The organism is Corynebacterium sp. (assembly GCF_022712275.1).
Taxonomy (GTDB): Bacteria; Actinomycetota; Actinomycetes; order Mycobacteriales; family Mycobacteriaceae; genus Corynebacterium.
In genome coordinates this window covers 14139-39757 of sequence record NZ_JALAGU010000002.1, presented here as the reverse complement: position 1 = coordinate 39757, position 25619 = coordinate 14139, and the positions used below count along the sequence as shown (strand labels likewise).

General features: G+C 67.2%; 22 protein-coding genes and 1 pseudogene. 16 read left to right on the top strand and 7 right to left on the bottom strand.

The genetic code is table 11. The annotated features are described in order from the left end of the window. The first annotated feature begins 182 nt into the window (after positions 1–182). From Q0A27_RS00265 to Q0A27_RS00245, 5 genes are all read left to right on the top strand, one after another. Positions 183–1115, top strand: a complete 933-nt coding sequence (locus tag Q0A27_RS00265) for a VOC family protein (RefSeq protein WP_291473093.1) — start codon at positions 183–185, stop codon at positions 1113–1115. A gap of 70 nt (positions 1116–1185) precedes the next feature. After that, positions 1186–2067: an SDR family oxidoreductase gene (locus Q0A27_RS00260; protein WP_291473092.1), complete on the top strand. Its 882-nt coding sequence runs from the start codon at positions 1186–1188 to the stop codon at positions 2065–2067. Between the two features lie 9 nt (positions 2068–2076). Beyond that, positions 2077–2622 (top strand): type 1 glutamine amidotransferase domain-containing protein, encoded by a 546-nt coding sequence (locus Q0A27_RS00255; protein WP_291473091.1) that lies wholly within the window; start codon positions 2077–2079, stop codon positions 2620–2622. Continuing rightward, entirely contained in the window at positions 2622–3455 is an 834-nt protein-coding gene (locus tag Q0A27_RS00250) for a helix-turn-helix domain-containing protein (RefSeq protein ID WP_291473090.1), read from the top strand. Before Q0A27_RS00255 ends, Q0A27_RS00250 begins: the two co-directional genes overlap by 1 nt. A gap of 54 nt (positions 3456–3509) precedes the next feature. Then, on the top strand, positions 3510–4379 hold the full coding sequence (locus tag Q0A27_RS00245; RefSeq protein ID WP_291473089.1) for a class I SAM-dependent methyltransferase: 870 nt from the start codon (positions 3510–3512) through the stop codon (positions 4377–4379). Between the two features lie 24 nt (positions 4380–4403). Here the strand turns inward: Q0A27_RS00245 and Q0A27_RS00240 are convergent, their stop codons facing one another. From Q0A27_RS00240 to Q0A27_RS00225, 4 genes are all read right to left on the bottom strand, one after another. Further along, positions 4404–5084 (bottom strand): LppP/LprE family lipoprotein, encoded by a 681-nt coding sequence (locus Q0A27_RS00240; protein ID WP_291473088.1) that lies wholly within the window; start codon positions 5082–5084, stop codon positions 4404–4406. An 82-nt stretch (positions 5085–5166) separates the two neighbouring features. Then, entirely contained in the window at positions 5167–7317 is a 2151-nt protein-coding gene (locus Q0A27_RS00235; RefSeq protein ID WP_291473087.1) for a fructose-specific PTS transporter subunit EIIC, read from the bottom strand. Continuing rightward, positions 7314–8291, bottom strand: a complete 978-nt coding sequence (locus Q0A27_RS00230) for a 1-phosphofructokinase family hexose kinase (RefSeq protein WP_291473086.1) — start codon at positions 8289–8291, stop codon at positions 7314–7316. Before Q0A27_RS00230 ends, Q0A27_RS00235 begins: the two co-directional genes overlap by 4 nt. Next, positions 8288–9088 (bottom strand): DeoR/GlpR family DNA-binding transcription regulator, encoded by an 801-nt coding sequence (locus Q0A27_RS00225; protein ID WP_291473085.1) that lies wholly within the window; start codon positions 9086–9088, stop codon positions 8288–8290. The genes Q0A27_RS00230 and Q0A27_RS00225 overlap by 4 nt, the downstream gene beginning before the upstream one ends. 234 nt (positions 9089–9322) lie before the next feature. Between Q0A27_RS00225 and Q0A27_RS00220 the strand changes: the two genes are divergently transcribed. Next, positions 9323–10183: a hypothetical protein gene (locus Q0A27_RS00220; protein ID WP_291473084.1), complete on the top strand. Its 861-nt coding sequence runs from the start codon at positions 9323–9325 to the stop codon at positions 10181–10183. 37 nt (positions 10184–10220) lie between these two features. Here the strand turns inward: Q0A27_RS00220 and Q0A27_RS00215 are convergent, their stop codons facing one another. After that, positions 10221–10556 carry a chorismate mutase gene (locus tag Q0A27_RS00215; protein ID WP_291473083.1) on the bottom strand — a complete coding sequence of 112 codons (336 nt, stop codon included), beginning with the start codon at positions 10554–10556 and terminating at the stop codon, positions 10221–10223. 101 nt (positions 10557–10657) lie between these two features. On the opposite strand from Q0A27_RS00215, the gene Q0A27_RS00210 reads away from it, so the two are divergent. From Q0A27_RS00210 to Q0A27_RS00195, 4 genes and pseudogenes are all read left to right on the top strand, one after another. Next, entirely contained in the window at positions 10658–13447 is a 2790-nt protein-coding gene (locus Q0A27_RS00210; protein WP_291473082.1) for a UvrD-helicase domain-containing protein, read from the top strand. Between the two features lie 210 nt (positions 13448–13657). After that, positions 13658–14658 (top strand): annotated as a pseudogene (locus tag Q0A27_RS00205) (ABC transporter permease). 1 nt (position 14659) lies between these two features. Continuing rightward, positions 14660–14854, top strand: coding sequence for a hypothetical protein (locus tag Q0A27_RS00200; RefSeq protein ID WP_291473081.1), 195 nt, complete (start codon positions 14660–14662; stop codon positions 14852–14854). Between the two features lie 35 nt (positions 14855–14889). Continuing rightward, the gene (locus tag Q0A27_RS00195) at positions 14890–16242 is read left to right on the top strand and encodes an ABC transporter family substrate-binding protein (protein ID WP_367273295.1); all 1353 of its coding nucleotides are present in this window, start codon (positions 14890–14892) and stop codon (positions 16240–16242) included. A gap of 475 nt (positions 16243–16717) precedes the next feature. Here the strand turns inward: Q0A27_RS00195 and Q0A27_RS00190 are convergent, their stop codons facing one another. Next, the gene (locus Q0A27_RS00190) at positions 16718–17443 is read right to left on the bottom strand and encodes a M23 family metallopeptidase (protein ID WP_291473080.1); all 726 of its coding nucleotides are present in this window, start codon (positions 17441–17443) and stop codon (positions 16718–16720) included. A 317-nt stretch (positions 17444–17760) separates the two neighbouring features. On the opposite strand from Q0A27_RS00190, the gene Q0A27_RS00185 reads away from it, so the two are divergent. The 6 genes from Q0A27_RS00185 (at position 17761) to Q0A27_RS00160 (ending at position 23482) form a co-directional block, all read left to right on the top strand. Continuing rightward, complete coding sequence (locus tag Q0A27_RS00185; protein WP_291473079.1) at positions 17761–19524, top strand: DUF6350 family protein; 1764 nt, start codon at positions 17761–17763, stop codon at positions 19522–19524. Positions 19525–19595: 71 nt separating this feature from the next. After that, positions 19596–20258 (top strand): phosphoribosylglycinamide formyltransferase, encoded by a 663-nt coding sequence (gene purN / locus Q0A27_RS00180; RefSeq protein WP_291473078.1) that lies wholly within the window; start codon positions 19596–19598, stop codon positions 20256–20258. Continuing rightward, positions 20251–21846, top strand: coding sequence for a bifunctional phosphoribosylaminoimidazolecarboxamide formyltransferase/IMP cyclohydrolase (gene purH / locus Q0A27_RS00175; protein ID WP_291473077.1), 1596 nt, complete (start codon positions 20251–20253; stop codon positions 21844–21846). Before purN ends, purH begins: the two co-directional genes overlap by 8 nt. A gap of 20 nt (positions 21847–21866) precedes the next feature. Beyond that, complete coding sequence (locus Q0A27_RS00170) at positions 21867–22406, top strand: DUF4334 domain-containing protein (protein ID WP_291473076.1); 540 nt, start codon at positions 21867–21869, stop codon at positions 22404–22406. Between the two features lie 108 nt (positions 22407–22514). Beyond that, entirely contained in the window at positions 22515–23333 is an 819-nt protein-coding gene (locus Q0A27_RS00165) for an RNA polymerase subunit sigma-70 (RefSeq protein WP_291473075.1), read from the top strand. Then, positions 23309–23482, top strand: coding sequence for a hypothetical protein (locus Q0A27_RS00160; protein ID WP_291473074.1), 174 nt, complete (start codon positions 23309–23311; stop codon positions 23480–23482). The genes Q0A27_RS00165 and Q0A27_RS00160 overlap by 25 nt, the downstream gene beginning before the upstream one ends. Before the next feature lie 249 nt (positions 23483–23731). On the opposite strand, the gene Q0A27_RS00155 is transcribed toward Q0A27_RS00160, so the two are convergent. Then, positions 23732–25420, bottom strand: a complete 1689-nt coding sequence (locus Q0A27_RS00155; RefSeq protein ID WP_291473073.1) for an ABC-F family ATP-binding cassette domain-containing protein — start codon at positions 25418–25420, stop codon at positions 23732–23734. Positions 25421–25619 lie beyond the last annotated feature (199 nt).

Genomic DNA, 25619 nt, shown 5'->3' with positions numbered 1-25619 from the left:
AGGCCCCCGGAGAAATCCGGGGGCCTTCGTCGTGTCCGGGGGACGGCAGGAGTCTCGGGTTATGAGGGTTCCCGGGGCCCGGGGATTCTCGGGCTCCTCGTGCCGCAGACACGAAGCCCCCGCTGCGGATCTGCCGCATCGGTAGAATTGACAGGAAAGTTCTCCCGACGAACGGAGCTGTCATGTCCCTGCAGCGCATCATCCCGAATATCTGGATCAACCGTGAGGCAGAGGTGGCCGGCCGTTTCTACGCGGAGGCCCTGCCGTTCACCGACGCCGAGGTCGAGGCACGATACCCGGAGACCGGGTTGGCCGATTTCCAGGCGGAGTTCGCCGGCGCACCGCTGACTGTCGCCGTCACCGTGGCAGGGACGCGACTCACCCTGGTCAACGGCGGCGACGAGTTCCGGCCCACCCCGGCACTGTCCTTCATTCTGAACTTCGATCCGCTGCTGTTCGGCGGTTCCGACGAGACCGCCACGACTGCTGCACGCACCGCTCTCGACCGGACATGGGAAGCCCTGTGCGAGGGAGGCAGCGTTCTCATGGAACTGGGGAAGTACCCGTTCTCACCACACTACGGGTGGGTCGCCGACCGCTACGGGGTCAACTGGCAGCTCATGCTCACCGACCCCTCGGGCAACCCCCGTCCGTTCCTCGTGCCCTCCCTGATGTTCGGCGGGGACGCCCAGGACAAGGCCGTGGAGGCGGCGGACTTCTACACCTCCCTGTTCGCCGACGTCCCCGGTGGCAGTGGGTCGGGGCACCGCTTCCCCTACGGTGAGCCCACCGGTCCCGCCTCGGCGGACGCACTGGCCTTCGGCGAGTTCCGGGTCGGTGACCAGTGGTTCGTCGGCAATGACATGGGCTACGACCACGGATTCGGCTTCACTGAGGGAGTCTCGCTGGAGGTCCGGTGCGCCGACCAGGATGAGATCGACCGGATCTGGTCGGCACTCTCGGCGGTCCCGGAAGCGGAGCAGTGCGGTTGGCTCAAGGACCGCTACGGCGTGAGCTGGCAGGTGGTGCCGGAGAACTTGGCCGAACTCATGGAACGGCCAGACGCCTACGAGCACATGATGGCGATGAAGAAACTGGTCATCGAAGACTTCTGAGGTCGGTTCCGACCGGGTGGTACCGACAGGGCCAGGCCGTCCGGGACGTGGCCGACGCAGAGTGGTGCCCATGCAGACATCAGACTCACAGACGCGGAGCACCTACCTGATCACCGGGGCAGGCAGTGGCTTCGGCAGGGAGATTTCGCTACGCCTCGCCGAACAGGGACACGACGTCGTCGCCGGTGTCGAGATCATCGCTCAGGTCAACACCCTCCGGGCTGAGGCCCGGGACCGCGGTGTGGAACTGCGGGTCGAGAAACTCGACGTCACCGATGAGGGGGACCGCGCCAAGGCACTGGATTGGGGTGTCGACGTACTGCTGAACAATGCCGGCATTTCCGAGGGTGGCGCGACCGTCGACCTGCCGGCCGAGGTCATCCGCCGTCAGTTCGAGGTCAATGTCTTCGGGCCGGTCCTCCTGACCCAGGACATCGCGAAGCAGATGGTGGCGAAGAAGTCCGGACGAATAGTGTTCATGTCGTCGGTCGCAGGCCTGACTGTCGACCCGTTCACCGGTGCCTACGCAGCGTCGAAACATGCTGTCAAGGCCTTCGCTGACGCCCTGGACCAGGAACTCGCGGAGTACGGCGTGACCGTGGCGACGATCAACCCAGGACCCTTCCTCACCGGCTTCAACGACACGATGTTCGAGGAATGGAAGTCGTGGAACGACGATCCCACCACCCGCCTCTACAACTACAACGAGCTCGCCTTCCCGCATGAGCAGTTCGACCCCGAAGAGGTCATCACGACCAGCATCGACGTCCTCACGGGGAATGACACCATGTACCGTCACGTCCTTCCGGTGAACTCCGTCGAGGACATCAGGGCACAGTTGGACGCAGAATGGTCCCGGACGCTCACCGACGGCACCCGCCCCGAGCTGGTACAGACCGCATACGACATCGACCCGTACACGCCGGTGGCAGACACCCCGGCAGCAGAATAGGAGCACCCCATGAAGAAAGCACTGGTCATCTCGACGAACTACGGCACGGAGACCGACGAGATCCTCCGTCCCGTCGAGGCACTGCGCGACGCCGGTGTGGAAGTCACCGTGGCATCGACCGACGGCGGACGCATCAGGACGCTCGGCGGCGACAAGGAGCCCGGACCTGATGTCGACAGCGACATCGCCCTGGCGGACGTCGTGGCGTCGGAGTACGACGCCCTGGTCGTCCCGGGCGGCACCCTCAACGCCGACAGCCTACGTACCGACTCCGATGCGCGTGGTCTGGTGAGGGACATCGCCGCCGTCGGCGGTCCGGTCGCCGCGATCTGCCACGGTCCGTGGCTGCTGGTGGACGCCGACCTGTTGGTGGGCAAGACCCTGACCTCGTTCCCCAGTGTCGCCACCGACATCGTCAACGCCGGTGGTGACTGGGAGGACAGTGAGGTCGTCGTGGACGCCACCAACGGCTTCCCGCTGATCACCTCACGCACCCCGGACGATCTGCCCGCATTCAACCGTGAGCTGCTCGCTGCCCTCGGAGTCGCCGACTGATGAGCGTCCCTGACCTCCGGAACTACCGGAAGGACGCGGTCTCCGGATTTCTCCGGGACCGCCGGGGCGGGGTAGCCCCTGATCCGGCCTCCCCGGTGTTCGATCCGGTCGGGGACCGCCGGGTGTCCGGTATGCGTCGGGAGGAGGTCGCCTGGGCCGCCGGGATCAGCCTCGACTACTACGTGAAGCTGGAACAGGGCCGGATGCTCAATCCGTCGCCCTCGGTGCTCACCGGAATCATGGGTGCCCTGCAGCTCGGTGACCTGGACAGGCGGTATCTCCGGTTGTTGTTCGGGGAGAGTACGCTGCCGGCGGCGGCCGTGTCTTCCGAGGACAACCGGCGTGCGCGGGGTGTCCTCGAAGCCATCGCCGGCCATTTCCCGGAGGCGACCATGCGGCACATTCTCGACCGGGACCTGAATCTCACTCTCCCGGACGAGGAGAGCCGGAGTATCCTCTTCCCCGGTGTGGATGATCCGCCGTCGCAGGTGTCTCTGGTGGAGTACCTCTTCTCCCCGGAGAATCGTGCGGTCAGCCGCCGCGTGTACGTAGACTGGCGGGAGAAGGCGGCGGAGGTCATCGGGCTGGTGCACATGAAACTGGCGACCGGGGCGGCGTCCGGGGCACTGCGGGCGACGGTCGAGATGCTGCTGGAGGAGCCGTCGTTCCGGTCGCTGTGGAGCCGCTACGTGCCCTATGAGAACCGGATCGGTACCTGGCGGGTGGGTCTCGGTAGCACTGACGACCCCGCGGCACCCACTGTCCGTGCCTGCAGGTTCTTCACCGTGACGGTGCCGGACGACCCTGACCTGTCGCTTGTCGTCTACGGGTGACCTCGGGTGGGGGTATCCTCGGGCACTCCACCGACACCGCACCGGAGCACCGAAATGTCCATTCCTGGCACACCGACACCACCAGACGCCCGGACCGACTGGGCGTCGAAATCCACGGACTGGGTCCGCAACGAGCAGATCTACGACCGTGTCTTCGCCCCGTTCACCAGGGCATTGCTCGCTGCATCCGACCTCCACCAGGAGCACCGGGTGCTCGACATCGGGTGCGGTGCAGGGACCATGCTGGAGCAGGCACATGCCGCAGGCGTCCTGGTGGGGAATCTGGCCGGCGTGGATCTCGACCCGGTGATGGTCGCCGCCGCCCGCGACCGGGTGCCCGGGGCGACCGTCGTCGAGGTCGATGCGCAGGTCGGACCGCTGCCCGGATCACCTGCCGACCGGGTGATCTCGCGGTTCGGGGTGATGTTCTTCGCTGACCCGGTCATGGCATTCACGACGCTACGGCATCACACCACCTCAGGAGGGACGCTGTCCTTCGTCTGCTGGCCGGGGGAGGAGGAGGACATGTTCCACCTGGGGATGCGCCGGGCCGCGGAACGCGCGGAGCAGGTCGGCGGAAGGCGACCAGAGGGGCCGGTGCCGAACCGACCTGGTGCCCGGGGGTTCGCCGATCCTGACCGGATCACCGGGATTCTCACTGCGGCCGGCTGGTCCGGCATCGAGGTCGTGGAACTGGTGGAGCCGGTCACGTACGGTCACGCCGGAGCAGACGGTGTCACGGAGCGTCTCGCCGTCGCCTGTGTCGGGAACGTGGGGCTGCAGGTCCGGCGGGTCCTGGAGCCGGTGGGGCAGTGGGAGGACACACTCGCTGACGCGCGTGCGGAGCTGACGCCGATGCTGGACTCCGCCGGACTGCTCACGGTGCCTGCCCGGGTACTGCTCGTCACCGCGCAGAATTCCTGATCACTGCTCAGTCGGCGGGGTGGGTCACACCGGCGGCACTTCACCGGTCATCTGGACCGACTGCGTGGACTCGTCCCAGGTGAACTGGGCGGTCGACTCGCCGGAGCGTCCGGCATTGGATTCGCCGTCCTTCGGCCAGTGCCAGGTGACGGAGACTGTCGCGTCGTCGACGCGGGAGATGTCGGGGTAGAAGCAGTAGGCGTCGGAGGTGGCGGTGCCGAGATAGGAGCCGTTGTGGAAGAGCATGATCTGGTACGGGGAGGAGGCGGTGCCGCCCTCGATGGGCAGGATGATCCATGAGAGGTCGGCGCAGGGGTCGTAGCCGTCGGTCTCGGCCGATTCCGGGGCCCACGGGTAGCCACCGGAGTTCGGGGGGACGTCCCCTGCCCAGCGGGCGACAGCGTCGGCGCCGGTGAGCCCGGAGCAGTCGTCGCTCTCTCCACCGTCCCCCTCACCGGTTCCGTCCCCGTCACCGGCGCCACCGTCCCCGTCACCGCCGGGGTCAGGAGCGACCGTGCTGTCCGGAGGGCCGGCGGTGACTGTCACGGTCCCGGACGGAGAGTCGGATGCCGCGGTGTCGTCGGAGTCGTCGGAACTGCAGGCGCCGAGGACGAGGACGCCGGCCGCGAGGACTGCAGACAGCGAAGACAGCGAAGACAGCGAAGACAGCGAAGACAGGGTGTGTCGGGTGCGTGTGGTGGACATGGCGGATGCACCTCCTGTTCACCCCTCAACGATAATGACACTCCTGGAGATGTCCAGGGGTGTCATCGGGGTGGGTCGGGTGTCACGCGGTAGCGGGGGCGGCAGCCTCTTGCATCGAGTCGGACGCAGCAGCGGCGTCCTTCTTCCCGGTCACCTGCTTGACGATGATCACCGTTACCGCGGAAACGAGCGTGCCGACCACCACGGCCAGGACGAAGCCCCAGGCGTTGTCCATCAGCGGGGCGACCCAGAAACCACCGTGCGGGGCGCGGCTCATCGCGCCGAGCTGCATGGAGATCGCACCGGTCACGGCGCCACCGACCATCATCGATGGGATGATGCGCAGCGGGTCCGCCGCGGCGAACGGGATCGCACCCTCGGAGATGAAGGACGCACCGAGCAGCCAGGACGCCTTGCCGTTCTCCTTCTCGTCCTTGGTCCACAGCTTCGGACGCACCGTCGTCGCCAGCGCCAGGGCCAGTGGCGGGACCATACCAGCGGCGATGACCGCGGCCATGACCTTCAGCGCGGCGTCGTCACCGGTGGACAGCCCGGCGGTGGCGAAGAGGTAGGCGGCCTTGTTCACCGGGCCACCGAGGTCGAAGCACATCATCAGGCCGAGGATGATGCCCAGCAGCCAGGCGGAGCTGTCGGACATGTCGGTCAGCCAGTTCTGCAGGCCGTCCATGATCGCGGCAAGCGGGCGGCCGAGCACGAGGAACATCGACGCTGCGGTGATGAGCGTGGCGACCAGCGGGATGATGACCACCGGCATCATGGATGCCAGCCAGCGCGGCACCTTGTAGGACTGGATCCACATGGCGGCGAGGCCGGCGATGATACCGGTGATCAGTCCACCGATGAAGCCGGCGCCGACGGTCAGCGAGATCGCGCCACCGACGAAGCCCGGGACGATGCCGGGGCGTCCCGCCAGCGCGTAGGCGGTGTATCCGGACAGTGCGGGCACCAGGAAGCTCATCGCGGTCGTACCGCCACCGAAGAAGACGGCTCCGAGGTAGAGCAGCAGGCCGGAGCGGTCGGAGCTGAACGTCTCCTCGCTGCCGTCCATCATGTAGTCGAGGTGGTCAGGCAGGTTCCACAGCGAGAAGTCCTTGACGGCCGTCTCCCAGACATTGGAGACGTTGTACCCGCCGATGAGGAAGCCGAGGGCCATGAGCAGACCACCGGCGGCGACGAAAGGCACCATGTAGGAGACACCGGTCATCACGGCCTGTTGGATGCGTGAGCCCCAGCCGAGGTTGCCCTCGTCCTCGTCGTCACCGCCGGATTCTCCACCGCCGGATGCCGCGACGCGCCGGGGGTTCTCTGCGGTGGACGCTTCGATGGCACGGTTGATCAGTTCCTCCGGCTCGGAAATGCCCTTCTTCACCGGGACGTCCACGACAGGTTTGCCTGCGAAGCGCTCGATTTCGCGGACGGCGACACCGTGGGCGAAGATGACGGCGTCCGCCTCCTCGATCTGCTCCTTCGTCAGCTTCCCGGTACCCGAGGAACCCTGCGTCTCGATGACGATCTCGACGTCGTCACGGTTGTCGGCCGCACCCGTGAGGGCGTCGGCGGCCATGTAGGTGTGGGCGATGCCGGTGGGGCAGGAGGTCACGCCGACGAGCTTGGTGACCTTCTTGGCCGGGGCCGCTTGCGGGGCCTCGTCCGGTGCGGACTCTGCGGTGGCAGCCGTGGTAGCGGCCGGAGCTTCCGGAGTCGCCTCCGGGTCCGCCGTGGCCTTCTTCTTTTTCTTCGCGTTGAGCTTCTCCGTCACCAGCGCGACGACCTCCTCTTCCGAGGATGCGGAGCGCAGGGCCTCCACGTAGTCCTTCTTGACCAGGGACCGTGCCAGGGTCGAGAGGATCTTCAGGTGCTCTTTGCCGGCACCGGCGGGCGCCAGGATCATGAACACCAGGTCCGCGGGTCCGTCCTCGGCGCCGAAGTCGGTGGGCTCGGAGAGTCGTGCCACGCCGAGGGACGGGGCGTCCACCGCAGTGGTGCGGCAGTGGGGGATGGCGATGCCGCCGGGCAGACCGGTGGCGGCCTGTGCCTCACGGGCGTGGATGTCACCGAGCAGCACGGTGGCGTCGGTGGCGCGTCCTGCGGAGACCTGCAGGTCGGCCAGGGTCGTGAGGACGACGTCCTTGTCGGCTGGCAGGCCCGCGTCCAGGCTGACGAGCTCGGGGATGAGCACCGGACGGTCGGCGCTGTGTTCCGGGGTGGTCATGATGCTCTCCTAGTCTGCCGGGGTGTCGGCAGGTCGTGGGGTAGGTCTTCGGGGATCGGGAGAGTCGTGCCGGGCAGGGTCACCGCGGCGGATCCGTGGGCGACGGCGAGAGCGAGGCAGTCAGCCGGGGCAAGCCCGCGGGCGTTGCCGAGGACGTAACCGGCCAGGGTCGAGTCACCGGCGCCGACGGTGGAGACGACCTCCACCTTCGGGCTGGGGCAGAACCAGTTCCCCTCAGCGGTGGCGAGCAGGGCGCCGGCGGCACCCAGACTCACCAGGACCGCGGCGAAACCACGGTCCACCAGCTGCGAGGCTGCGTCCGCCACCTCATCGAGCTCGCCGCGGCCCGCGGCGTCCTCCATGGTTTCTGCGTCGGTGGGATCGAGACCGAGGATCTCGGCGAGTTCGAAGGTGTTCGGTTTGATGAGGTCCGGGGTGGAACCGGCGATCGAGGCGCCCGCGAGGACCAGTTCGGTCAGCGGGGCCCCGGAGGTGTCCACGGCGACCTGCACCCCGTTCCGGTGCGCCTCGGCGGTGACCGTGGCGTACCAGTTGTCGGGGTAACCCGGCGGCAGCGATCCGGCGAGCACCAGCCAGGAGGCCCCGTCGAGGAGTCGACCGACCGTGGTAGCCAGGGCGTTGCCGTTGCTGTACGGTCCCGGCTCGTTGATCTTCGTGGTCACCCCGTCGGCGTCGACGAGGGTGAGGTTCGTCCGCGCCGGGACGCCGTACTCCATGAATGTCGTGGGAACCTGGCTCTCGCCGACAAGCTCGGCGAACGGGCCGACGTCCGGGGTCGGGACCACCGATGTGACCTCCTCACCGGCGGCGTGCAGCACAGTGGCGACGTTGACGCCTTTTCCGCCGGCCTGGTCGGTGCCGGAGATGACCCGGTTCACCACTCCCACACCCAGGGGGTCGGCGAGGACCTGGGTGCGGTCGATACTGGGGTTCGGGGTGACGGTGATGATCACGCGTGGATCACGTCCAATCCGTGGGTAGTGAGTTCCCGGACGACCGGGTGGTCCTCCGGGGCGTCGGTGATGAGGATGTCGATGTCCGAGGGACGGGCGAAGGAATAGAGCAGCTCCTCGCCGAGCTTGGTGGCGTCCACCAGGGCGATGCGACGACGCGCCGAGCGGGCCATCGCGGTCTTCGTCTGCCCCTCCGACGGATCGGGGGTGGACAGGCCGAATCCGGCGGTCACGCCGTTGGCTCCGAGGAAGGCGACATCGGCGCGCAGCCGTTCGAAGTCCGCGACGGCGTCCGCCCCGACAACTGCCTGGGTGACACCCCTGACCCGGCCACCGACCATCCGCAGCAGACGGTGATCCGCCGCGGAGAGCCGGTGGGCGAGCATCAGGGAGTTCGTCACCACAGCGAGGTCCGGGTGGGCGAGGATCGGGTCAGCCAGCAGCACGGTGGTGGTGCCGGCGTCCACGATCACGGAGCCGGTCTCCGGCAGGAGCTCCGCCGCCGCGGTGGCGATCCGCTCCTTGGCCTCCCGTGCCGAACTCTGCCGCTCGGTGACGGCGGTCTCGGTCCCGCTGCTGCCCCCGCTCCCCGGGCCACCGGTATGGCGCTGTCCCTGCAGCCAGGGCACGGCGCCGCCGTGGACCCGGGAGACGCGCCGGGACTTCTCCAGGACGTCGAGGTCGCGGCGGACGGTTTCGGCGGAGACCCCGTGCTTCTCGGCGAGTTCGGCGACGGTCATGGCGCCGTGGGAGTTGATCTCCTCGGCGATGATGTCCTGTCGAAGTGTCGCGTACACCGGGCGTGACCTCCATTCTGCTCGGGGGTTGACGAGTGCTTCCGTAAGAGAAAGCTCTCAGGGGTGATTATCTGTGGGATTGTGTGGTTAGTCAAGGATCATTTGCCTGTAATTAGGGGAAAATGGTCATGAACAGTCACGAACGGTCATGGTCTGCCCATTCGGGGGTGGTGTGCGGACCCCGATAGACAGAGGGCAGGGGGTAAGTAATGACAACGCCTGTAGTTTGGGGGCATGCCGCGTCACTTCCGCCCCTCCCGTGCCCTCACTGCCCTCACCGCTCTGCGGTCCTCCCTGTTTTCCGCCCGTCCGTCAGGACGTCGCGCCGCCGCCGTCGGTGCCGCCGCACTTCTGGCTGCGGGCATGGTCGGTGCCTCCCCGGCCACCGCCGGCGCCCAGACCGTCGACCCGGTGGACGCCTTCCTCACCGTCACCGGTGAGCCCGGCCCCCACCGGGTGCCCGGCGCCTACTTCACCTCACCCGGCGTCCCCGATGAGGCGGAGTCCATCCGTCCGTCAGTCCTCGTCGGCCCCTCGACCCCGCTGGTTGTCGGGGAGTCCCTGTGTACCGCTGCTGTCGCCGGCTACGACGCCGCCGGCAATGCCGTGGCGATCACCGCCGGCCACTGCGGTGTCGCCGGTGACGAGGTCCGTTCCGGTGACGACCCCGACGGCACCCTCATCGGCACCTATGTACGCGGTGGTGCGCAGGACAACGGCATCATCCTGCTCAATGGGAATGCACAGGTGACGGACACCTACAACAACGCTTCGATCTCCTCGCTCGGTGGCGAGGCCCCCGCCACCGTGTGCAAGACCGGCATCACCACCGGCACCAGCTGCGGCCCCGCCGTGATGCAGGTCGGCGACGATCTCGCCACCCACCTCTGCGCTGCCCACGGGGACTCCGGCGCCCCGGTCTACGCGGGCAACCGCCTGATCGGCGTCCTCAGTGGCGGCCTGTCCTCCCTGCCGGCCTGTGTCACCCCGCTGCAGGGCCCGGCGCATTCCCCCGTGTTCGTCGCCACCTGGGACTCGATCGCCGCGGAGATGGACGCCGCCGGTGGTGTCGGCGCCGGATTCCGCCTGGCCTGACCAGTCCTGATCCCCGGACCGGTGGGGCGGGAGGGGGTTACTGTCCCAGCCGGCCCCGGCCGAGCTGCAGCAGGGCGTTGGCGATGGCCACGCCCTCCTGCCCCAGGGCGTCCCGGTACTCGTTGAGGATCGCGGTCTCGCGCGCGTAGACCAGCTTCGTCCCGCCGGACGCCTTGCGCGTCTTCCCGATGATGCGGGAGACCTCGGAGCGGCGTGCCGCCGCCTCGATGATCGCGCGGTCCAGTTCATTGATCTCCAGGCGGTAGGCCTGGATCTCGGCGTCCGACAGGGGATCATCGGTACCGCTGCTCAGTGTCGATTCCGCGGCGGAGTTCACGACCTCATTCTCCGGCCCCTTCGAAGGTTCGCTCATGGTCGGTAATTCTACGTCCGCGTGGGTTGTAGGGTGGACAAGACCCGAACACAGGGCCGTGAAATACAGCTGACGAGGAGCGCCGCACAGTGAACCAGGGCATGTCCGACAACCCCTTCGACGGGCAGATCCCGTTCCCTGAGGACACGTTTCCGGATGAGGCGGCGCTGAACGCAGGGTGGGACGCTCCGCCGGAGGAGGACCTCCCCCCGAAGGATGCCGGTGACCTGCTCAACGACTTCGCCGAGGACTTCGCCGACTCGGTCGCCCACCTCGCGCCACTGCCCGAACTCCCGCCGGAGCCGGAGTACCCGGAGATGCCGACGGGGGATGCGGGTGCAGCGCCGGTACCGCAGCGTGCGACCGCTCCGGCGTCCCTGCGCAACGGGGGTGGCAACGGGTTGGCCGCCCGTGAGGAGGAGCTGCTCGCCGGGCTGAACCCCGCCCAGCGTGCTGCTGTGGTCCACCACGGTTCTCCGCTGCTCATCGTCGCCGGCGCCGGTTCCGGCAAGACCAGTGTGCTCACCCGGCGGGTGGCGTGGCTGCTCGCCCACGGTGTCGCACCCTGGCAGATCCTGGCGATCACCTTCACCAACAAGGCGGCCGCCGAGATGCGCGAGCGCGTCACCGATCTGGTCGGCCCAGTGGCTGAACGGATGTGGCTGTCCACTTTCCACTCCCTGTGTGTCCGGATCCTGCGGGCGAACGCGCAGCTCATCGAGGGGCTGAACACCAACTTCACGATCTACGACTCGGACGACCAGAAGCGTCTGATCACCATGGTGCTCAAGGACCATGACTGCGACCTCAAGGAGTTCGCCCCGCGCGCGGTGCTCAGCGTCATCTCGAACTGGAAGAACGAGCTGCAGGGGCCTGCCGAGGCGCTGAAGGAGACGCAGGAGGACGGTAACCGGCACCGCGAGCAGATCGCCCTGGTCTACCGCGACTACCAGGCGCGGCTGCGGGAATCGAATGCCGTGGATTTCGACGATCTCATCGGCGAGGTCGTCTGGATGCTGCAGGCCAACCCGGCGGTGGCGGACCACTACCGCCGCCGGTTCCGCCATGTGCTCGTCGACGAGTACCAGGACACCAACCACGCCCAGTATGTGCTGGTCTCCACGCTGGTGGGGGAGGGACCCGGTGCCGGTGAACTGTGCGTGGTCGGTGACGCGGACCAGTCGATCTACGCCTTCCGTGGCGCGACGATCCGCAATATCGAGGAGTTCGAGCGTGACTACCCGCACGCCGAGACGATCCTGCTGGAGCAGAACTACCGCTCCACCCAGAACATCCTGTCGGCGGCGAATGCCGTCATCGCCCGCAACCAGGGCAGGCGTGAGAAGAAGTTGTGGACCGACTCCGGCGACGGTCCGCTGATCGGCGGTTATGTCGCCGACAATGAGCATGACGAGGCACGGTTCATCTCCCAGACCATCGACCAGCTTGTCGATGACGGGGACGCCACCTACGGCGACATCGCGGTGATGTACCGGACGAACAACTCCTCGCGCGTGGTCGAGGATGTGCTCGTGCGTTCCGGACTGCCGTACAAGGTCGTCGGCGGGACCCGGTTCTACGAGCGCAGGGAGATCCGCGATGTGGTGGCCTACCTCAAGGTCCTCGACAACGCCGAGGACACGATGGGACTGCGCCGGATCATCAACACCCCGCGCCGTGGTATCGGTGACCGGGCGATCTCCCAGGTCAGTGTGCATGCCGAGAACATGGACCTCAGCTTCGCCGGTGGTCTGCGTGCCGCGGCCGCCGGCGAGGTGCCGGGGCTGAGCTCGCGGGGACGCAACGCGATCGCCGGGTTCCTGGAGCTCATGGACGGGCTACGTGAGGATCTGCCGGGCCATGTCATGGAGGCCTCCGACGGATCCTCCCTGGAGATCCCTGATCTGGGCGCGGTGATCCGTGACGTCCTGGACCGTACGGGCTACACCACGGAGCTGGAGAAATCGAATGATCCGCAGGACGGTTCCCGGCTCGACAACCTCCATGAGCTGGTTTCCGTCGGTCACGAGTTCTCCCAGGAGGCCGCGAATCTCGCGGCCTATGAGGCCATGCCTGATTCCGCCGGCGGTACCGCAGCGCAGCAGGAGAGTGGCGCTGCGTCTGGCGCGGACTCTGAGGCGGCCACTGCCGCAGACGCTGCGGCAGACGCTGTGCTCGCTGAGGGGGAGCCGGCACCGGGCAGCCTCCAGGCGTTCCTGGAGCGCGTCAGCCTGGTGGCGGACGCCGACCAGATCCCCGGCGAGGAGCAGGAACTCATCACCTTGATGACCCTGCACACCGCCAAGGGACTGGAGTTCCCGGTGGTCTTCCTCACCGGGTGGGAGGACGGCCAGTTCCCGCACCAGCGTGCGCTCGGGGATCCCACCGAACTGTCCGAGGAGCGGCGCCTGGCCTATGTCGGCATCACCCGTGCCCGCCAGCGGCTGTACCTCTCGCGTGCGATGACGCGGTCGTCCTGGGGCACGCCGTCCAACAACCCGCCGTCACGCTTCCTGGACGAGATCCCCGGTGAGCTCATCGACTGGATCCGTGAGGAGCCGACTCCGTCCTGGGGTGGTGGCTGGGGGTCGTCGACCTCCGGCGGCTACGCCGACGGCACGAGTTTCGGCGGCGGCTTCGGCGGCTCCGGCTACGGTTCCCGTCAGTCGTCCTCCCCGGCACCCAAGCGCAAGGCGCCGACCTCCCCGCTGTCGGGCGGGAAGCCCCTGGAACTGGCCGTGGGAGACCGGGTCAACCACGACAAATACGGCCTCGGCACGGTGAAGACCGTCGACGGATCCGGGGTTCGTGCCACGGCCACCATCGACTTCGGTGCCAGTGGAACTGTCCGTCTCATGCTGATCGGCGGAGTACCGATGGAGAAACTCTAGAACGGAATCAGTGACTGGAACTGGGGTAGCAGTGCTGAAAAATAGGTAGCCGGGTATTTACATGTTTGGTGGTGTAAGTATGTGGATCTGCTGCTAGATTCCAGGGAACACACTGAATCTGCTGGAGTGTGAATGACGGGTGACCACCGTCGACCGGCCGTTGACCGCGGCCCACCACATTCCAGCCTCTCCTGGAAGACTGCCCACAACCTGCTCAGATATATTCTGAAGAGCGTGGCCACCTGGCTGGGCGTGATCGTCATCGCGACGAATCTCGCCTGGTTCCTGGCCGCTACCTTCCTTGATCCACGGTCGAATTACGTTGGTCGACGCCCTCCGATGACACCGGAACAGATCGACGACATTCTCACCCCGCTGAATCTCAGTCCGAGCCAGCCTCTGTTGGAGCGGTGGTGGTCCTGGATCACCGGAGTGGTCCTCCACTGGGACTGGGGGACCTCTCCGATCGGAGACTCCGCCAACGAGCAGGTCGGATACCGGATGTGGACGTCCGCCCAACTGCTGCTGCTCGCGACGATCCTCTCAGTGGTCATCGGTGTCGCCATCGGCACCTACACCGCCTCCCGCCAGTACAAAGTCGGTGACCGTGTCTGGCAGGGCATCTCGATCGTCACCCTGAACCTCCACGTCGTTGTGGTCACCGTCGCTGTGGTCACCGTCGGTCGGTGGATCAACGACACCTCCGGCAACCGCATCTTCTACGTCACCGGATCCAAGAACACCGACGTCCACGGGTTCTTCCCCGTGCTCGTCGACGTGGCACAGCACCTGATCCTTCCGACCATCTCCCTGGTGATCATCACCTACGCCACCTACCACATACTGCAACGCAGTCTGCTGCTCGACAACCTCGGCGCCGACTACGTCCGTACCGCGCCCGGGCCAAGGGACCGGGTCGTGGCAAGGCCATCCGCCGCCACGCATTGCGGACCTCACTGATCCCGGTCGCCACCAACGTCGCCTTCTCCATCCCCGGCATCTCCATCCCCGGCATCTTCGTCGGCGCCATCATGACGGAGAAGATCTTCGGCTGGAACGGCATGGGCCAGTACACGATCGACACCATCACCAGGAACGACGTCAACGGAGCTGTCGCCGTCGCCGCCTTCGGCGCGGTCGCCACCGCGCTCGGCGCGGTGCTCTCCGACATCCTCGTCGTCTTCCTCGACCCGAGAGTGCGGGTGAACTGACATGACCATCCAGAACCTCCGGGCCGCGGCCTCCGCCCCGGAACCGCAGAAGCCCCCGGTCACCGAGGCGAAACGTCGCGGCACCAGCAAGACCATGCTCTGCGTCTGCCGGTACCTGCGGAACAGGATGGCGGTCGTCGGTGTGGTGATCTTCATCCTCCCCGTGCTCGCCGCAGTTGTCGGCCCGCACGCCTGACGAAGTGATCCTGCAGTGACCCCGACTTCCTCAACCTGTCGGCCGAGCCCTCCGGTGAGCACTGGTTCGGTACCACCGACGCCGGCAACGACAAGGCCCGGTACAACGACGGCACGCCGCTGGACTGGACCGCCTTCGAGAACACCTGGAAGGCAAACAAGGGTGACGTCGAGGGCTGCAACATCTCCAGCTCGGACGGCTACGTGCTCATCTACTCGGTCACGAAGGGCGACAGCGACAAGCAGGCCGTCGTCACCTTCAAGCAGGAGTACCCGTGGTGGGAGGGACTGTTCAACTACGTCCTGCCGCCCCAGGTGAAGGACGCGGACACCTTCAACACCGCCTACCTCAAGAAGTTGAACCCGGAGTGGGGTGCCGGCCTGTACAAGGTCGACCGAGCCGACGTCAACACCGGTGAGGTCTCCTTCGTCAAGAACGAGAAGTGGTGGGGCGACGAGGGCAAGCTGGACAAGATCACCTACCGCTACCTGGAGGACCAGGCCAGCCTCAACGCTTTCCAGGCCGGTGAGCTGGACGCGACCCGGGTGGCTACGAAGGACCGTTTCGCCACGGCCTCGAACATGGGCGACAAGGCGGATATCCGCATCGCACTGCATCCCTCCAACTACCTGGTCACCCTCAACGGCAAGTCCCCGCAGCTTGAGGATGTGGCGGTCCGTGAGGCCATCATGACCGGCATCGACCGTGAACAGCTGGCGAAGATCCGCTTCAACGGTCTGAACTACTCCGAGAATCTGCCCGGCTCCTTCGTCCTCTTCCAGACCCAGGACGGCTACGAGGACAACTTCGGTGCAGAGGCCACCTTCGACCCGGAGAAGGCCAGGGAACTGCTCGACGAGGCCGGCTGGACCGAAGGATCCGGTGGCATCCGCGAGAAGGACGGGGAGAAGCTCTCCCCGGAGTACGTGTTGCTCGGCGATGACCCGGCGCAGAAGGCCCAGGCCACCGCGATCCAGAAGATGCTCAAGGACATCGGGGTGGACATGACCATCCAGGTACGTCCGTCCTCCGACTTCTCGAAGGTGACCACGGAGCGCGACTTCGACATCTTCCAGATGGGCTTCAGTTCCACTGATCCCTTCGGTGTCGCCTACTTCGACCAGATCTACAACTCGGAGTCTGAGCTGAACAAGTCCGGTACCGGTTCTGCGGAACTGGACGCCAAGATCCGCGACCTGCAGCAGATCGGTGACCCGGGCGAGCCGATCGACAAGGCCAACGAGCTCGAGAAGGAGGCGTTCGCCGAGTACGGGATCATGCCGACCTTCAACGGTCCGGACATCTGGGCCGTCACCCCGGGCGTCGCGAACTACGGCGCACTCGGCTTCGCCAAGGTTCCGGTCCAGAACATCGGCTGGGACAAATAGTGTGTTGACTCTTCCCCGACCGGTTGCCCCGGAACCGTCCATTGACCGGAACTGTCCATCCGGTCCCGTTCCGGTCCTGTGTCCGGTACCTGTTCCGGTAATGCCCTGCCGCCCCCTTTCCGAGCCGCGGCAGGGCTTTCCGCTGTCAGGGGTAGGGAAGCCCAGTCTTCTCGGGGTGCCTCCCGGGGGCCGGTCAGCTGTTCGCCCAGGATCTGTGACCTAGTCCGGCGACTGTGCGTTACCGACAGTGCCTCACAGCAGTCAGCCAGTATCGGTGCTCCACCTGGTTCAGTTGTAGTGCTCACAGGTCGCTCAGATTGCCTCAGAGCAGCCTCCCGCCACTACAAACGGACATTAATGGTGGACAGAGGAAGCTGGACCCGCAGACAGCAGAGAAACCCCGTATCCTCATCAGGACGCGGGGGCTTTTCTGTGGTGGGAGCCTGGGACAGTCGGGCTGCCCGGGGAGCGGAGACTAGATCTGGACGCCGCGCTCGGCGAGCCAGCCCTGGGGATCGACGGAGTTGACGCCGTCGGGGTAGACCTCGAAGTGGCAGTGCGGGCCGGTGGAGAAGCCGAGGTTGCCGACGCCGGCGATCTTCTGGCCGGCGGTGACCTGCTGGCCGACGGTGACGTCGATGGTCTGCATGTGGCCGTAGACGGTGATGGTGCCGTCGTCGTGCTTGATGCGGACCCAGTTACCGAACCCGGAGGCCGGACCGGCGTCGATGATGGTGCCGGACTGGGCGGCCACGATCGGGGTGCCCAGCGGAGCGGCCAGGTCGATGCCCTTGTGCATGGTGCCCCAGCGGACCTCGTAGCCCGAGGTGTAGGTGCCGTCGGTCGGCTTCACGGTCTGCGGGGTGCGGTTGAGCAGGTCCTCGGCGATACGCGCGGCGTTGAAGTCCAGGGCGCTGGACAGCTGTGCACCGAGGTTGTCGAAGTTGAGATCCTGGGGGGCGGCGAGGATCTGGGCGGCGGACTCGGCGGCCGGGGTAGTGGCACCCTGGGCGAGAACCTTGGAGTCGGACGCGAGGGCGACGGCGGCGTCGTCCCGGTCTGCGGACTGGACGGTGGCGGCACCTGCACCGGCGGCACCGGCGGTGGCGACTCCGGTCACGGCGACGGCGGCGAAAGCCATCCGGCGCTTGGCCGAGGTGTCCATCTTCCGGTGGCTGGTGTGCTGCTGCGCTTCAGTCATTGTCTGCAGTGTCTCCGTGTGATCGTTTCAGGGCCGTCCACCCTGGGGCTGTTACTTTCCGGTCGCTCTTTCGTGACCGGATCGTGATCTAACGAGGGTGAACTCTAATGCGGAGACGGTCCGCGGGCAACCTGTTCCGGTAAAAAATCACGGTTCAGCAACATTGAGGTATGGGTGTTCGGGGGTGGGGTGGGTCTAGTTCTCCTGCGAGTGAGCAGGTCATCGTCCATATGTGACTGGTGTGACGGGGGTATCTGACAGGGTGTCCGTAATCACCGGTGTGCCCTTCCCCGACGTTCGGACCTGCGGCAGGCACAATGGGACGGGTGAACAACGAGAGCCACCGTCCCAGTCCCCGGTCACGTAACGCCGGTCGCGGGCCGGAGGAGCGGCGCCGGCGGGCTGGCTCCTCCGGCCCGGAACGGGGGAGTGCCCGGAGTTTCTCCCGGAATGCCTCCCGGTCGTCCGCCACCACCCGCGACACCACCCGCGCGTCCACGCGTGGTGTGACCCGTGGTGAAGAGGGGTTCGTCGACGGTGCCCATGGTGCAGACCCCAGGGAACCGCGTCAGCGGGCCGCTGCGCCGGCTTCGGGGCGTCCCGCCTCCCAGGGGCGCTTCGGCGCCTTCTGGTCGGTCTGGGGCCCGCACATCCGTCGCTTCGGTCCGGGGATCCTCCTCAACCACGGTGTGACCGTGGCCGTGGCGCTCGTCATCGCCGTGGTCCTGGCCATCGGCACGACTTTCCGTGCGGTGCCGGCCTACATCGGTTCTATGTGGCTGCTGTCGAATCTCGCACCGGTGACCATCAGCGGGGCGTCCCTCGGTGTCGCCCCCTTACTTCCCGCCCTCCTGATATTCGTGGCGCATTCCCGTCGGATCAGGGCGGCCTGCGGGACGACGGTGACGGTGCGCGGTATCCGTACTGTCGCGGTGCTCGGCGTCCTCGTCCCGGCGGTCTTCACGCTCATCGCCTGGCTGATGTTGTGGGACGCCTCGAAGGTCTTCGATGTTGCGCCACCCAATATCCTCCTGGCGTTGCTGACGACCGTGCTGTTCAACGGTGCCGTGGTCGTCGCCGGACTCGGTCCGAAGATCTGGCGCGCGCTGCTGCTGCGACGGGGTATGCCGACGTGGCCGGTCGAGTCAGTGCTGCTGGCCGACCGTTTCTTCAAGGTACTGCTGCTCGTGGGGGCGGCCGTGGCGGGCATCGGGCTGCTGGTCAACCATGCCGCGGTGGGCCGTGCGTACGACATCGCCGGCGGGGTCGGTGGTGTGCTGGGCCTGACGCTGCTCAGTCTGGTCTATTTCCCGAACCTCGCGGTCGGTGCGACGTCGGTGATCATGGGCGGGGAGATGCACATCGGCGACGGCAGTGCCTCACTGTTCGCGGTGACGAACGCGAATATGCCGCCGCTGCCGGTGCTGGCCGTCATGCCGAATGAATCGATCCCGCTGGGCCCGGTGTGGCTGCTCATCCCGGCGGTCGCCGCCGTCGTGACCGTCTACCGCTGGTTCGCGGGGCGCCGCTATATCGAGTCCCCGTTGTTCACCGCGATGGGTGCGGGCCTGTGTGCCGGCGTCGCCGGACTGTTGATCGCCTGGTTCGCCGGCGGAGAGCTGGGCTACTACGGCTCGACCGGGCCGCTGTTGTGGCTGACACCGCTGCTGTTCCTGGGCTGGATGGTGCTGCCCTCCCTCGTCGTGTTCGGCTGGGTCGCCTGGTCGGGACGCCGCGTCACGGAGTCCGCCGGAGACTTGGAGTTCGACGACTACGAGAAGACTGAAGACGCCGCTGATTCGGAGGGTGCTCCCGAAGAAGACGTCGCTGAGGATGAGGCCGAGGAAGAGGCCTCTGACGGCTCCGAAGGCTCTGATGAAGAGCCCACCGACGACGAGGGTGAGGACGCCGCGGAGGAGGACACGGACGACGGGTCTGAGGATGAGGATGAGGAAGAGCCCGAGGCCAACGAGGCCAACGAGGACGGCGAGGACGGCGAGGACGGCGAGGACGGCGCCGTGGGCGATGGCACCGGAGACAACACCGGCGACGGCACGGATGCGGCAGACGACGACAAGTGACGCCCGTCGCGGCGTCCTGCCTCCTGCCCCGGCATTCCCCGCGCGAACCGCACCCCGTAAAGTAGACGGGCGTGAGTGAGTCCACGCCCCCGGAGGCCCCCGAGAAGGGGAAACTGAGCCCGACAGCACCCCTGCGGGTGGTCGTCCTGACCTCTGGTGAAGGCACACTGCTGCAGTCGATGATCGACACCCTCGACAACTCGGTCGAGATCGTCGCGGTGGGGGCCGACCGCCCGTGCCACGCCCTGGCGCGTGCCGCCGCTGCCGGACTGGACACCTTCCTCGTCGCGTACAACCCCGACCGTGAGTCCGGCTACGACAGGGACGCCTGGAACCGTCGCATCGCCGACGCCGTGGCGTCCCGCCGTCCGGACATCATCGTCAGTGCGGGGTTCATGCGCATTCTCGGGGCAGAGTTCGTCGGCCGGTTCCGTGGCAGGATCATCAACACCCACCCCGCGCTGCTGCCCGCCTTCCCGGGGGCGCACGCGGTGGAGGACGCGCTGGCCTACGGCGTGGCACTCACCGGGTCCACCGTCCACCTCGTCGACGACGGCGTGGACACCGGCCCGATCATCGCGCAGCGGGAGGTCCCGGTTCTGCGCGGGGACACTCGGGCGTCACTCCACGAACGGATCAAGACGGTGGAACGGCGGCTGATCGTTGACGTCCTGCACCGCACGGCCCGGTACGGCTACACCATCGACGGACGAAAGGTCTGGATCAATGACTGAAACCACCACCGACAACGGGCAGCGCCCGATCAAGCGCGCCCTGATCAGCGTCTACGACAAGACCGGTCTGGAAGAGCTGGCGCAGGGCCTGCACGCGGCCGGCGTCCAGATCGTCTCCACCGGCTCCACCGCCTCCCGCATCGCGGACGCTGGCGTGCCGGTCACCCCGGTCGAGGAGCTCACCGGCTTCCCGGAGTGTCTCGAGGGCCGTGTGAAGACGCTGCACCCGCGCGTCCACGCCGGCATCCTCGCCGACACCCGTAAGGACGACCACCTGGCGCAGCTGAAGGACCTCGGTGTGGAGCCCTTCGACCTCGTCGTGGTGAACCTGTACCCCTTCACCGACACGGTCGCCTCCGGTGCAGACTTCGACGCCTGTGTCGAGCAGATCGACATCGGAGGCCCGTCGATGGTGCGTGCCGCCGCGAAGAACCACCCGTCGGTCGCGGTGGTCACCGACCCGGCCGAGTACACCAACGTCATCAATGCGGCGAATGCCGGCGGCTACACCCGTCGTGAGCGCACCCTGCTGGCCACCCAGGCATTCCGCCACACCGCGTCCTACGACGTCGCCGTGGCCACCTGGCTGACCGAGCAAACCGCCGAGGGCGAGTTCGCGCAGTTCCCCGAGTGGATCGGTGAGGTCCATGAGCGGGCCCACACCCTGCGTTACGGCGAGAACCCGCACCAGGCCGCCGCGGTGTACACGACCCCGGGCGCCACCGGCGGTCTGGCCAACGCCGAGCAGTTCCACGGCAAGGCCATGAGCTACAACAACTACACCGACGCGGACGCCGCGTGGCGTGCGGCCTGGGACCACGAGGATCCCTGTGTGGCGATCATCAAGCACGCGAACCCCTGCGGTATCGCCGTCGCCGCCGATGTCGCCACCGCCCATCGCGAGGCCCACGCCTGCGACCCGGTGTCGGCCTACGGCGGAGTCATTGCTGTCAACCGCGAGGTCAGCGTCGAGATGGCAGAGCAGGTCGCCGGCATCTTCACCGAGGTCATCGTCGCCCCCGGTTACGCCGACGGCGCGATCGAGGTGCTGAGCCAGAAGAAGAACATCCGTATCCTGGCGACCGAGGCCCCGGTCCGCGAGGGTTCCCTGGACCACAAGGACGTCTCCGGCGGTCTGCTTGTCCAGGCGACCGACCTGGTCGACGCCGCCGGTGACGACCCCGCCAACTGGACCCTCGCCGCCGGTGACGCCGCCGACGAGGCCACCCTCGCCGACCTGAAATTCGCCTGGCGGACCGTGCGTGCGGTGAAGTCCAACGCGATCCTGCTGGCCAAGGGTGGTGCCACCGTCGGCGTCGGCATGGGTCAGGTCAACCGTGTCGACTCCGCCAAGATCGCCGTCGAACGCGCCAACACCCTGGCCGGTGACGAGAAGCGTTCCGTCGGTGCGGTCGCCGCGTCCGATGCCTTCTTCCCCTTCGCCGACGGCTTCGAGGCACTTGCCGAGGCCGGCGTGACCGCTGTCGTGCAGCCGGGCGGTTCCGTCCGCGACCAGGAGGTCATCGACGCCGCCGTGAAGGCCGGTGTCACCATGTACCTCACCGGTGAGCGTCACTTCGCCCACTAGTTTCGCCTACGGTGGCGGGCATGGATCCCGTCAACGTACTGCGCACCATGGAGCGCCAGGGCACCAGCACCGCTGATGCCCTGGCGCTCTTCGATTCCCTGCCTCCGGTGCAGGTCGAGGACATGCTGGGCAACTGGCACGGAGCGGAGGTGTCGACCGGCAATCCGTTGGACGGCGTCCTCGAACTCTCGGGCTGGCACGGCAAGCGGTACTACTCTGCCGAGGACGCCCACCCGCTGGTCATGGCGGGACGCCGCGGGCTGTTCGCGGTCAATCCGGCGCTGGTTCCGATGGGCCTGGCGATGAGGACGGCTCCGGTGCTGCGTCGGCTGAAGCTCGGGAGAGTGGTGCGTGGACTGCTGCCGTTGGCGAAGACGCGTAAGCCAGGCGCCCGGTTGCGGATGGTGGAGTACCGGAATGTGGTCTCCGGGACGATGGTCTACGACGCACAGCCGGTCAATGACCATATCCGGCGGGTGGACGAGGACACACTCTTCGGCGCCATGGACTTCCGTGCACTGGATGCACCGTTCATGTTCACGCTGCACCGGGAAGACTGACCACCCCTGTTCCGACGCCGAACCGGGGTTGGCCTCGGAAGACATGGACACCATCCGAAGTCCGCCGACAGCGGCCCGCGCGGCATTGTCCGTCGCGGCCGTCACCACGTGCCCGCACGGACACTACCCCGGAACCATGACTCCCGAACCTGTGTCCGGGGCCCCGCCGGTGAGACTGAGGCCGAGTCCTACCGGGGCGAGCTGACCGCCTACTGCTACCGCTTCTTCGCCTCCTACGCGGAAGCCGAGGACGCGGTCCAGGGGGCTTTCCTGCGGGCATGGAGCAGGGGCAGCGGATTCGAGGGACGGTCCTCCTTACGGCGGTGGCTCTACGCCATCGCGTCGCATGTCTGTCTTGACATGGCGAAGGCCTGCCGACGACGGAGTCTGCCGACGGACGTGAACTCCTCGGAGCGTGTCCCTGCCACAGGCGACGCACTGGACAAGGGCGATGAGACGGTCTGGGGCAGTCCGGTCGCCGATCACCGGTTGAGCGACGACCCCGCGCACGCCGACGTACAGGTCGAGTCGGTACGGTCGGCGTTTCTCGCAGCACTGCAGGCACTGCCGCCGCGGCAGCGTGTGGTGCTGATCCTGCGGGACGTCCTGGCCTGGTCCGCCGCAGAAAGTGCCGAGCTGCTGGACTCCTCGGTGGCCTCGGTGACCTCTGCGCTGGCACGGGCCCGGACGACACTGCGCCGTCGGCAGGAGCGGGGACCGTCGGAGGACTCCACTGCCGACCGCCGCGTCCTCGGTGACTATGTGGCGGCGTTCAGTGCCTACGACGTCGACCGTCTGATCGCGCTACTTTCCGAGGACGCCCGCTTCTCGATGCCGCCCTACACCCTCTGGCCGGAGGGGAGGGAAGACATCGAACAGTGGTGGCGCGGCCCGGGGCAGGTGTGCCGGGCCTCGGCGGTCTCCTGACCAGGGTCAACCATCAACCTGCCGTCGCCGTCTTCCATGACGGTGACCCGTTCGCCGTGCATGTCCTGGGTACCCGGGACGGGCACATCACCTCGATCACCCATGTCATGGACACCTGGATTCTCGAGGATCTCCGGCTGGACCGATGAGTTCGGGAGAGCTGTGTCGTCGTATCCGGTGACGGCATTCCCGCCGTCCATCAGAAAGGAAGGCATCATGCCCCGCACGACCATCGCCCGTCTCTTCCACACCCTCATCGGAGTCGTCGAGGATCCCCACCTGTGGCAGTTCGACTCCTTCGGCGAGGAGGACGGACTCGGCACGCAGACCTATCTCGCCCCGGTCAACGACGTCGTCATCGAGGCCACCCCGTGGAAGGAATGGTCGGAGTACCGACCTCACCTGGTGACGGCGACGGATCCGGCAGCGATGCGCAGTTCCCGTGGCTTGTCCCGGTGTCGGGCGTTGGTGAGCCAGCGCCGGTCGTGGGTGACGGTGACCACCGCACCGGGGAAGTCCACCAGAGCCTCCTCCAGCTGTTCGACGAGCTCCGGGGTGAGGTGGTTGGTCGGCTCGTCGAGCAGGAGCAGGTCACCGGGTGCGGTGAGGGTGACCGCCAGTTCGAGACGTCGGCGCTGCCCGACGGACAGATCAGCGACCGCTCCGGTCAGGGCATCCGGAGGAAAGAGACCGAGTGTGCCGAGTGCGGCCGTGGCGTCCTCCCGGTACATCCCGCTGGCGCGTGCGAAAGTGTCGACGAGGGCGGTACGTCCGTCGCCGTCCGGGGTCGCGAGTGACTGCCGGAGCCTCGAGACGCGCAGCCCAGCGGAGGTCTGCCGGTGCCGTGGATCGCCGAGTTCACCGGCAAGGACGCGGAGCAGTGTGGTCTTGCCCGCTCCGTTGGGTCCGGTCACCAGCCAGCGGTCACCGGGCCGGATCTCCAGAGTGGAGTCCAGGTACAGCGGCGGCATGTCGTCGGGCAGTTCCAGATGTCCGGGGAGGAGTGTCACCAGCGGCATCGAGGTGTCTGCATCGCCCAGCCCAGCGCCGGCCATGTCCGGAGCGAAGGACAACGGGTCAGTGGGGACCTCGGCGGGTGCCGACCTCAGTTGCGCTGCCCGGGCCTTGGCCTGCCGGATCCGGCCGGTGGCGCCGTGGTCGGCGCTGCGGGTGCGGAAGGCGCCGTGGCCGAAGCCGGGTTTCTCCCGGCTTCGGGGGATCTCGGAGCTGAGCAGTGCATTCGTCACGACCAGCTTGTCAGCACGCGCCAGCTCAGTGCACCAGAGCTCGTACTCCCGTCGGATCCGGAGCCGCTCGGCGTCCCGGGCCCGGAGATAGCCGCGGTATCCGTCACCGTACCTGTGGAGGTGGGCGTCCCGGATCTCGATGATGTCGCGGGCGAACCGGTCCAGGAAGGCCCGGTCATGGGTGACCACGATGAGGGCGTCCCGGTGGGTGTCGAGTTGACGCTCCAGCCAACGCACGGCGTCCTCGTCGAGATCGTTGGTCGGTTCGTCGAGCAGCAGCAGGTCAGCGCCGGAGCACAGGGCGGCGGCGAGTGACAGTCGGGCGCGCTCACCACCGGAGAGTTCAGCGACCGGACGCGCGCGGTCCAGCGCGCCGAGACCGAGCTGGTCGAGGGCGGCGTCCAGCCGGCGGTCGAGGGTGGGGCCACCGCGGGACTCGAAAACGTCGTTGAGCTCGGACAACTGGTCCAGGAGCGAGGGAAGCTCCGCGGCGGGCGCCACTTCGAGCGCTCCGGTGACCTTGGTGATCGCCCTCTCGAGCGTCCGTATGTCGTGGAGGAGGTGGTCGATCGCCTGGCTGACAGTGGCGTCGGCGGCGAAGACGGGGCCCTGTTCGGCCACGGCGAAGCCGCCGGGCAGGTCCACCTCCCGGTCGCCGGAGGTGGGGGTGACGGTGCCGGCGAGAACGCTGAGCAGGGTGGACTTCCCGGATCCGTTGTCGCCGATGACGGCGATACGGTCCTGTGGGCCGACAACGAGGTCGACCCGGTCGAGCACGGTCCGGTCGGCGAAAGTCACGGTGAGTTCGCGCAGGGACGCAGTGGATGATGGTCGGGACATGATGGAACTCCTCGGCGTGCGGAGGCACGCTGCAGGTGGTTCTCTTCCCCAGGAGAGAACCGGAATCGGATCGGGGACCGACACGCATCCCCGTTCAGACGGCGACGGCGTGCTCAGGACCCACCACGGAGGATGTCCTCGACGCGGCGTCCAGATCTAGTGAATCAGAGTTCCCATGGGTCTGACCGTAGCATGGGAG

Bases quoted from the DNA above. Each gene is read 5' to 3' on its own strand.
- Q0A27_RS00220 (WP_291473084.1), top strand. From the start codon at position 9,323: ATGCCGCGTCACTTCCGCCCCTCCCGTGCCCTCACTGCCCTCACCGCT.
- Q0A27_RS00245 (WP_291473089.1), top strand. From the start codon at position 3,510: ATGTCCATTCCTGGCACACCGACACCACCAGACGCCCGGACCGACTGG.
- Q0A27_RS00250 (WP_291473090.1), top strand. From the start codon at position 2,622: ATGAGCGTCCCTGACCTCCGGAACTACCGGAAGGACGCGGTCTCCGGA.
- Q0A27_RS00265 (WP_291473093.1), top strand. From the start codon at position 183: ATGTCCCTGCAGCGCATCATCCCGAATATCTGGATCAACCGTGAGGCA.
- Q0A27_RS00235 (WP_291473087.1), bottom strand. From the start codon at position 7,317: ATGACCACCCCGGAACACAGCGCCGACCGTCCGGTGCTCATCCCCGAG.
- purH (WP_291473077.1), top strand. From the start codon at position 20,251: ATGACTGAAACCACCACCGACAACGGGCAGCGCCCGATCAAGCGCGCC.
- Q0A27_RS00185 (WP_291473079.1), top strand. From the start codon at position 17,761: ATGGGACGGGTGAACAACGAGAGCCACCGTCCCAGTCCCCGGTCACGT.
- Q0A27_RS00215 (WP_291473083.1), bottom strand. From the start codon at position 10,556: ATGAGCGAACCTTCGAAGGGGCCGGAGAATGAGGTCGTGAACTCCGCC.
- Q0A27_RS00155 (WP_291473073.1), bottom strand. From the start codon at position 25,420: ATGTCCCGACCATCATCCACTGCGTCCCTGCGCGAACTCACCGTGACT.
- Q0A27_RS00240 (WP_291473088.1), bottom strand. From the start codon at position 5,084: ATGTCCACCACACGCACCCGACACACCCTGTCTTCGCTGTCTTCGCTG.
- Q0A27_RS00170 (WP_291473076.1), top strand. From the start codon at position 21,867: ATGGATCCCGTCAACGTACTGCGCACCATGGAGCGCCAGGGCACCAGC.
- Q0A27_RS00260 (WP_291473092.1), top strand. From the start codon at position 1,186: ATGCAGACATCAGACTCACAGACGCGGAGCACCTACCTGATCACCGGG.
- Q0A27_RS00200 (WP_291473081.1), top strand. From the start codon at position 14,660: ATGACCATCCAGAACCTCCGGGCCGCGGCCTCCGCCCCGGAACCGCAG.
- Q0A27_RS00255 (WP_291473091.1), top strand. From the start codon at position 2,077: ATGAAGAAAGCACTGGTCATCTCGACGAACTACGGCACGGAGACCGAC.
- Q0A27_RS00190 (WP_291473080.1), bottom strand. From the start codon at position 17,443: ATGACTGAAGCGCAGCAGCACACCAGCCACCGGAAGATGGACACCTCG.
- Q0A27_RS00210 (WP_291473082.1), top strand. From the start codon at position 10,658: ATGTCCGACAACCCCTTCGACGGGCAGATCCCGTTCCCTGAGGACACG.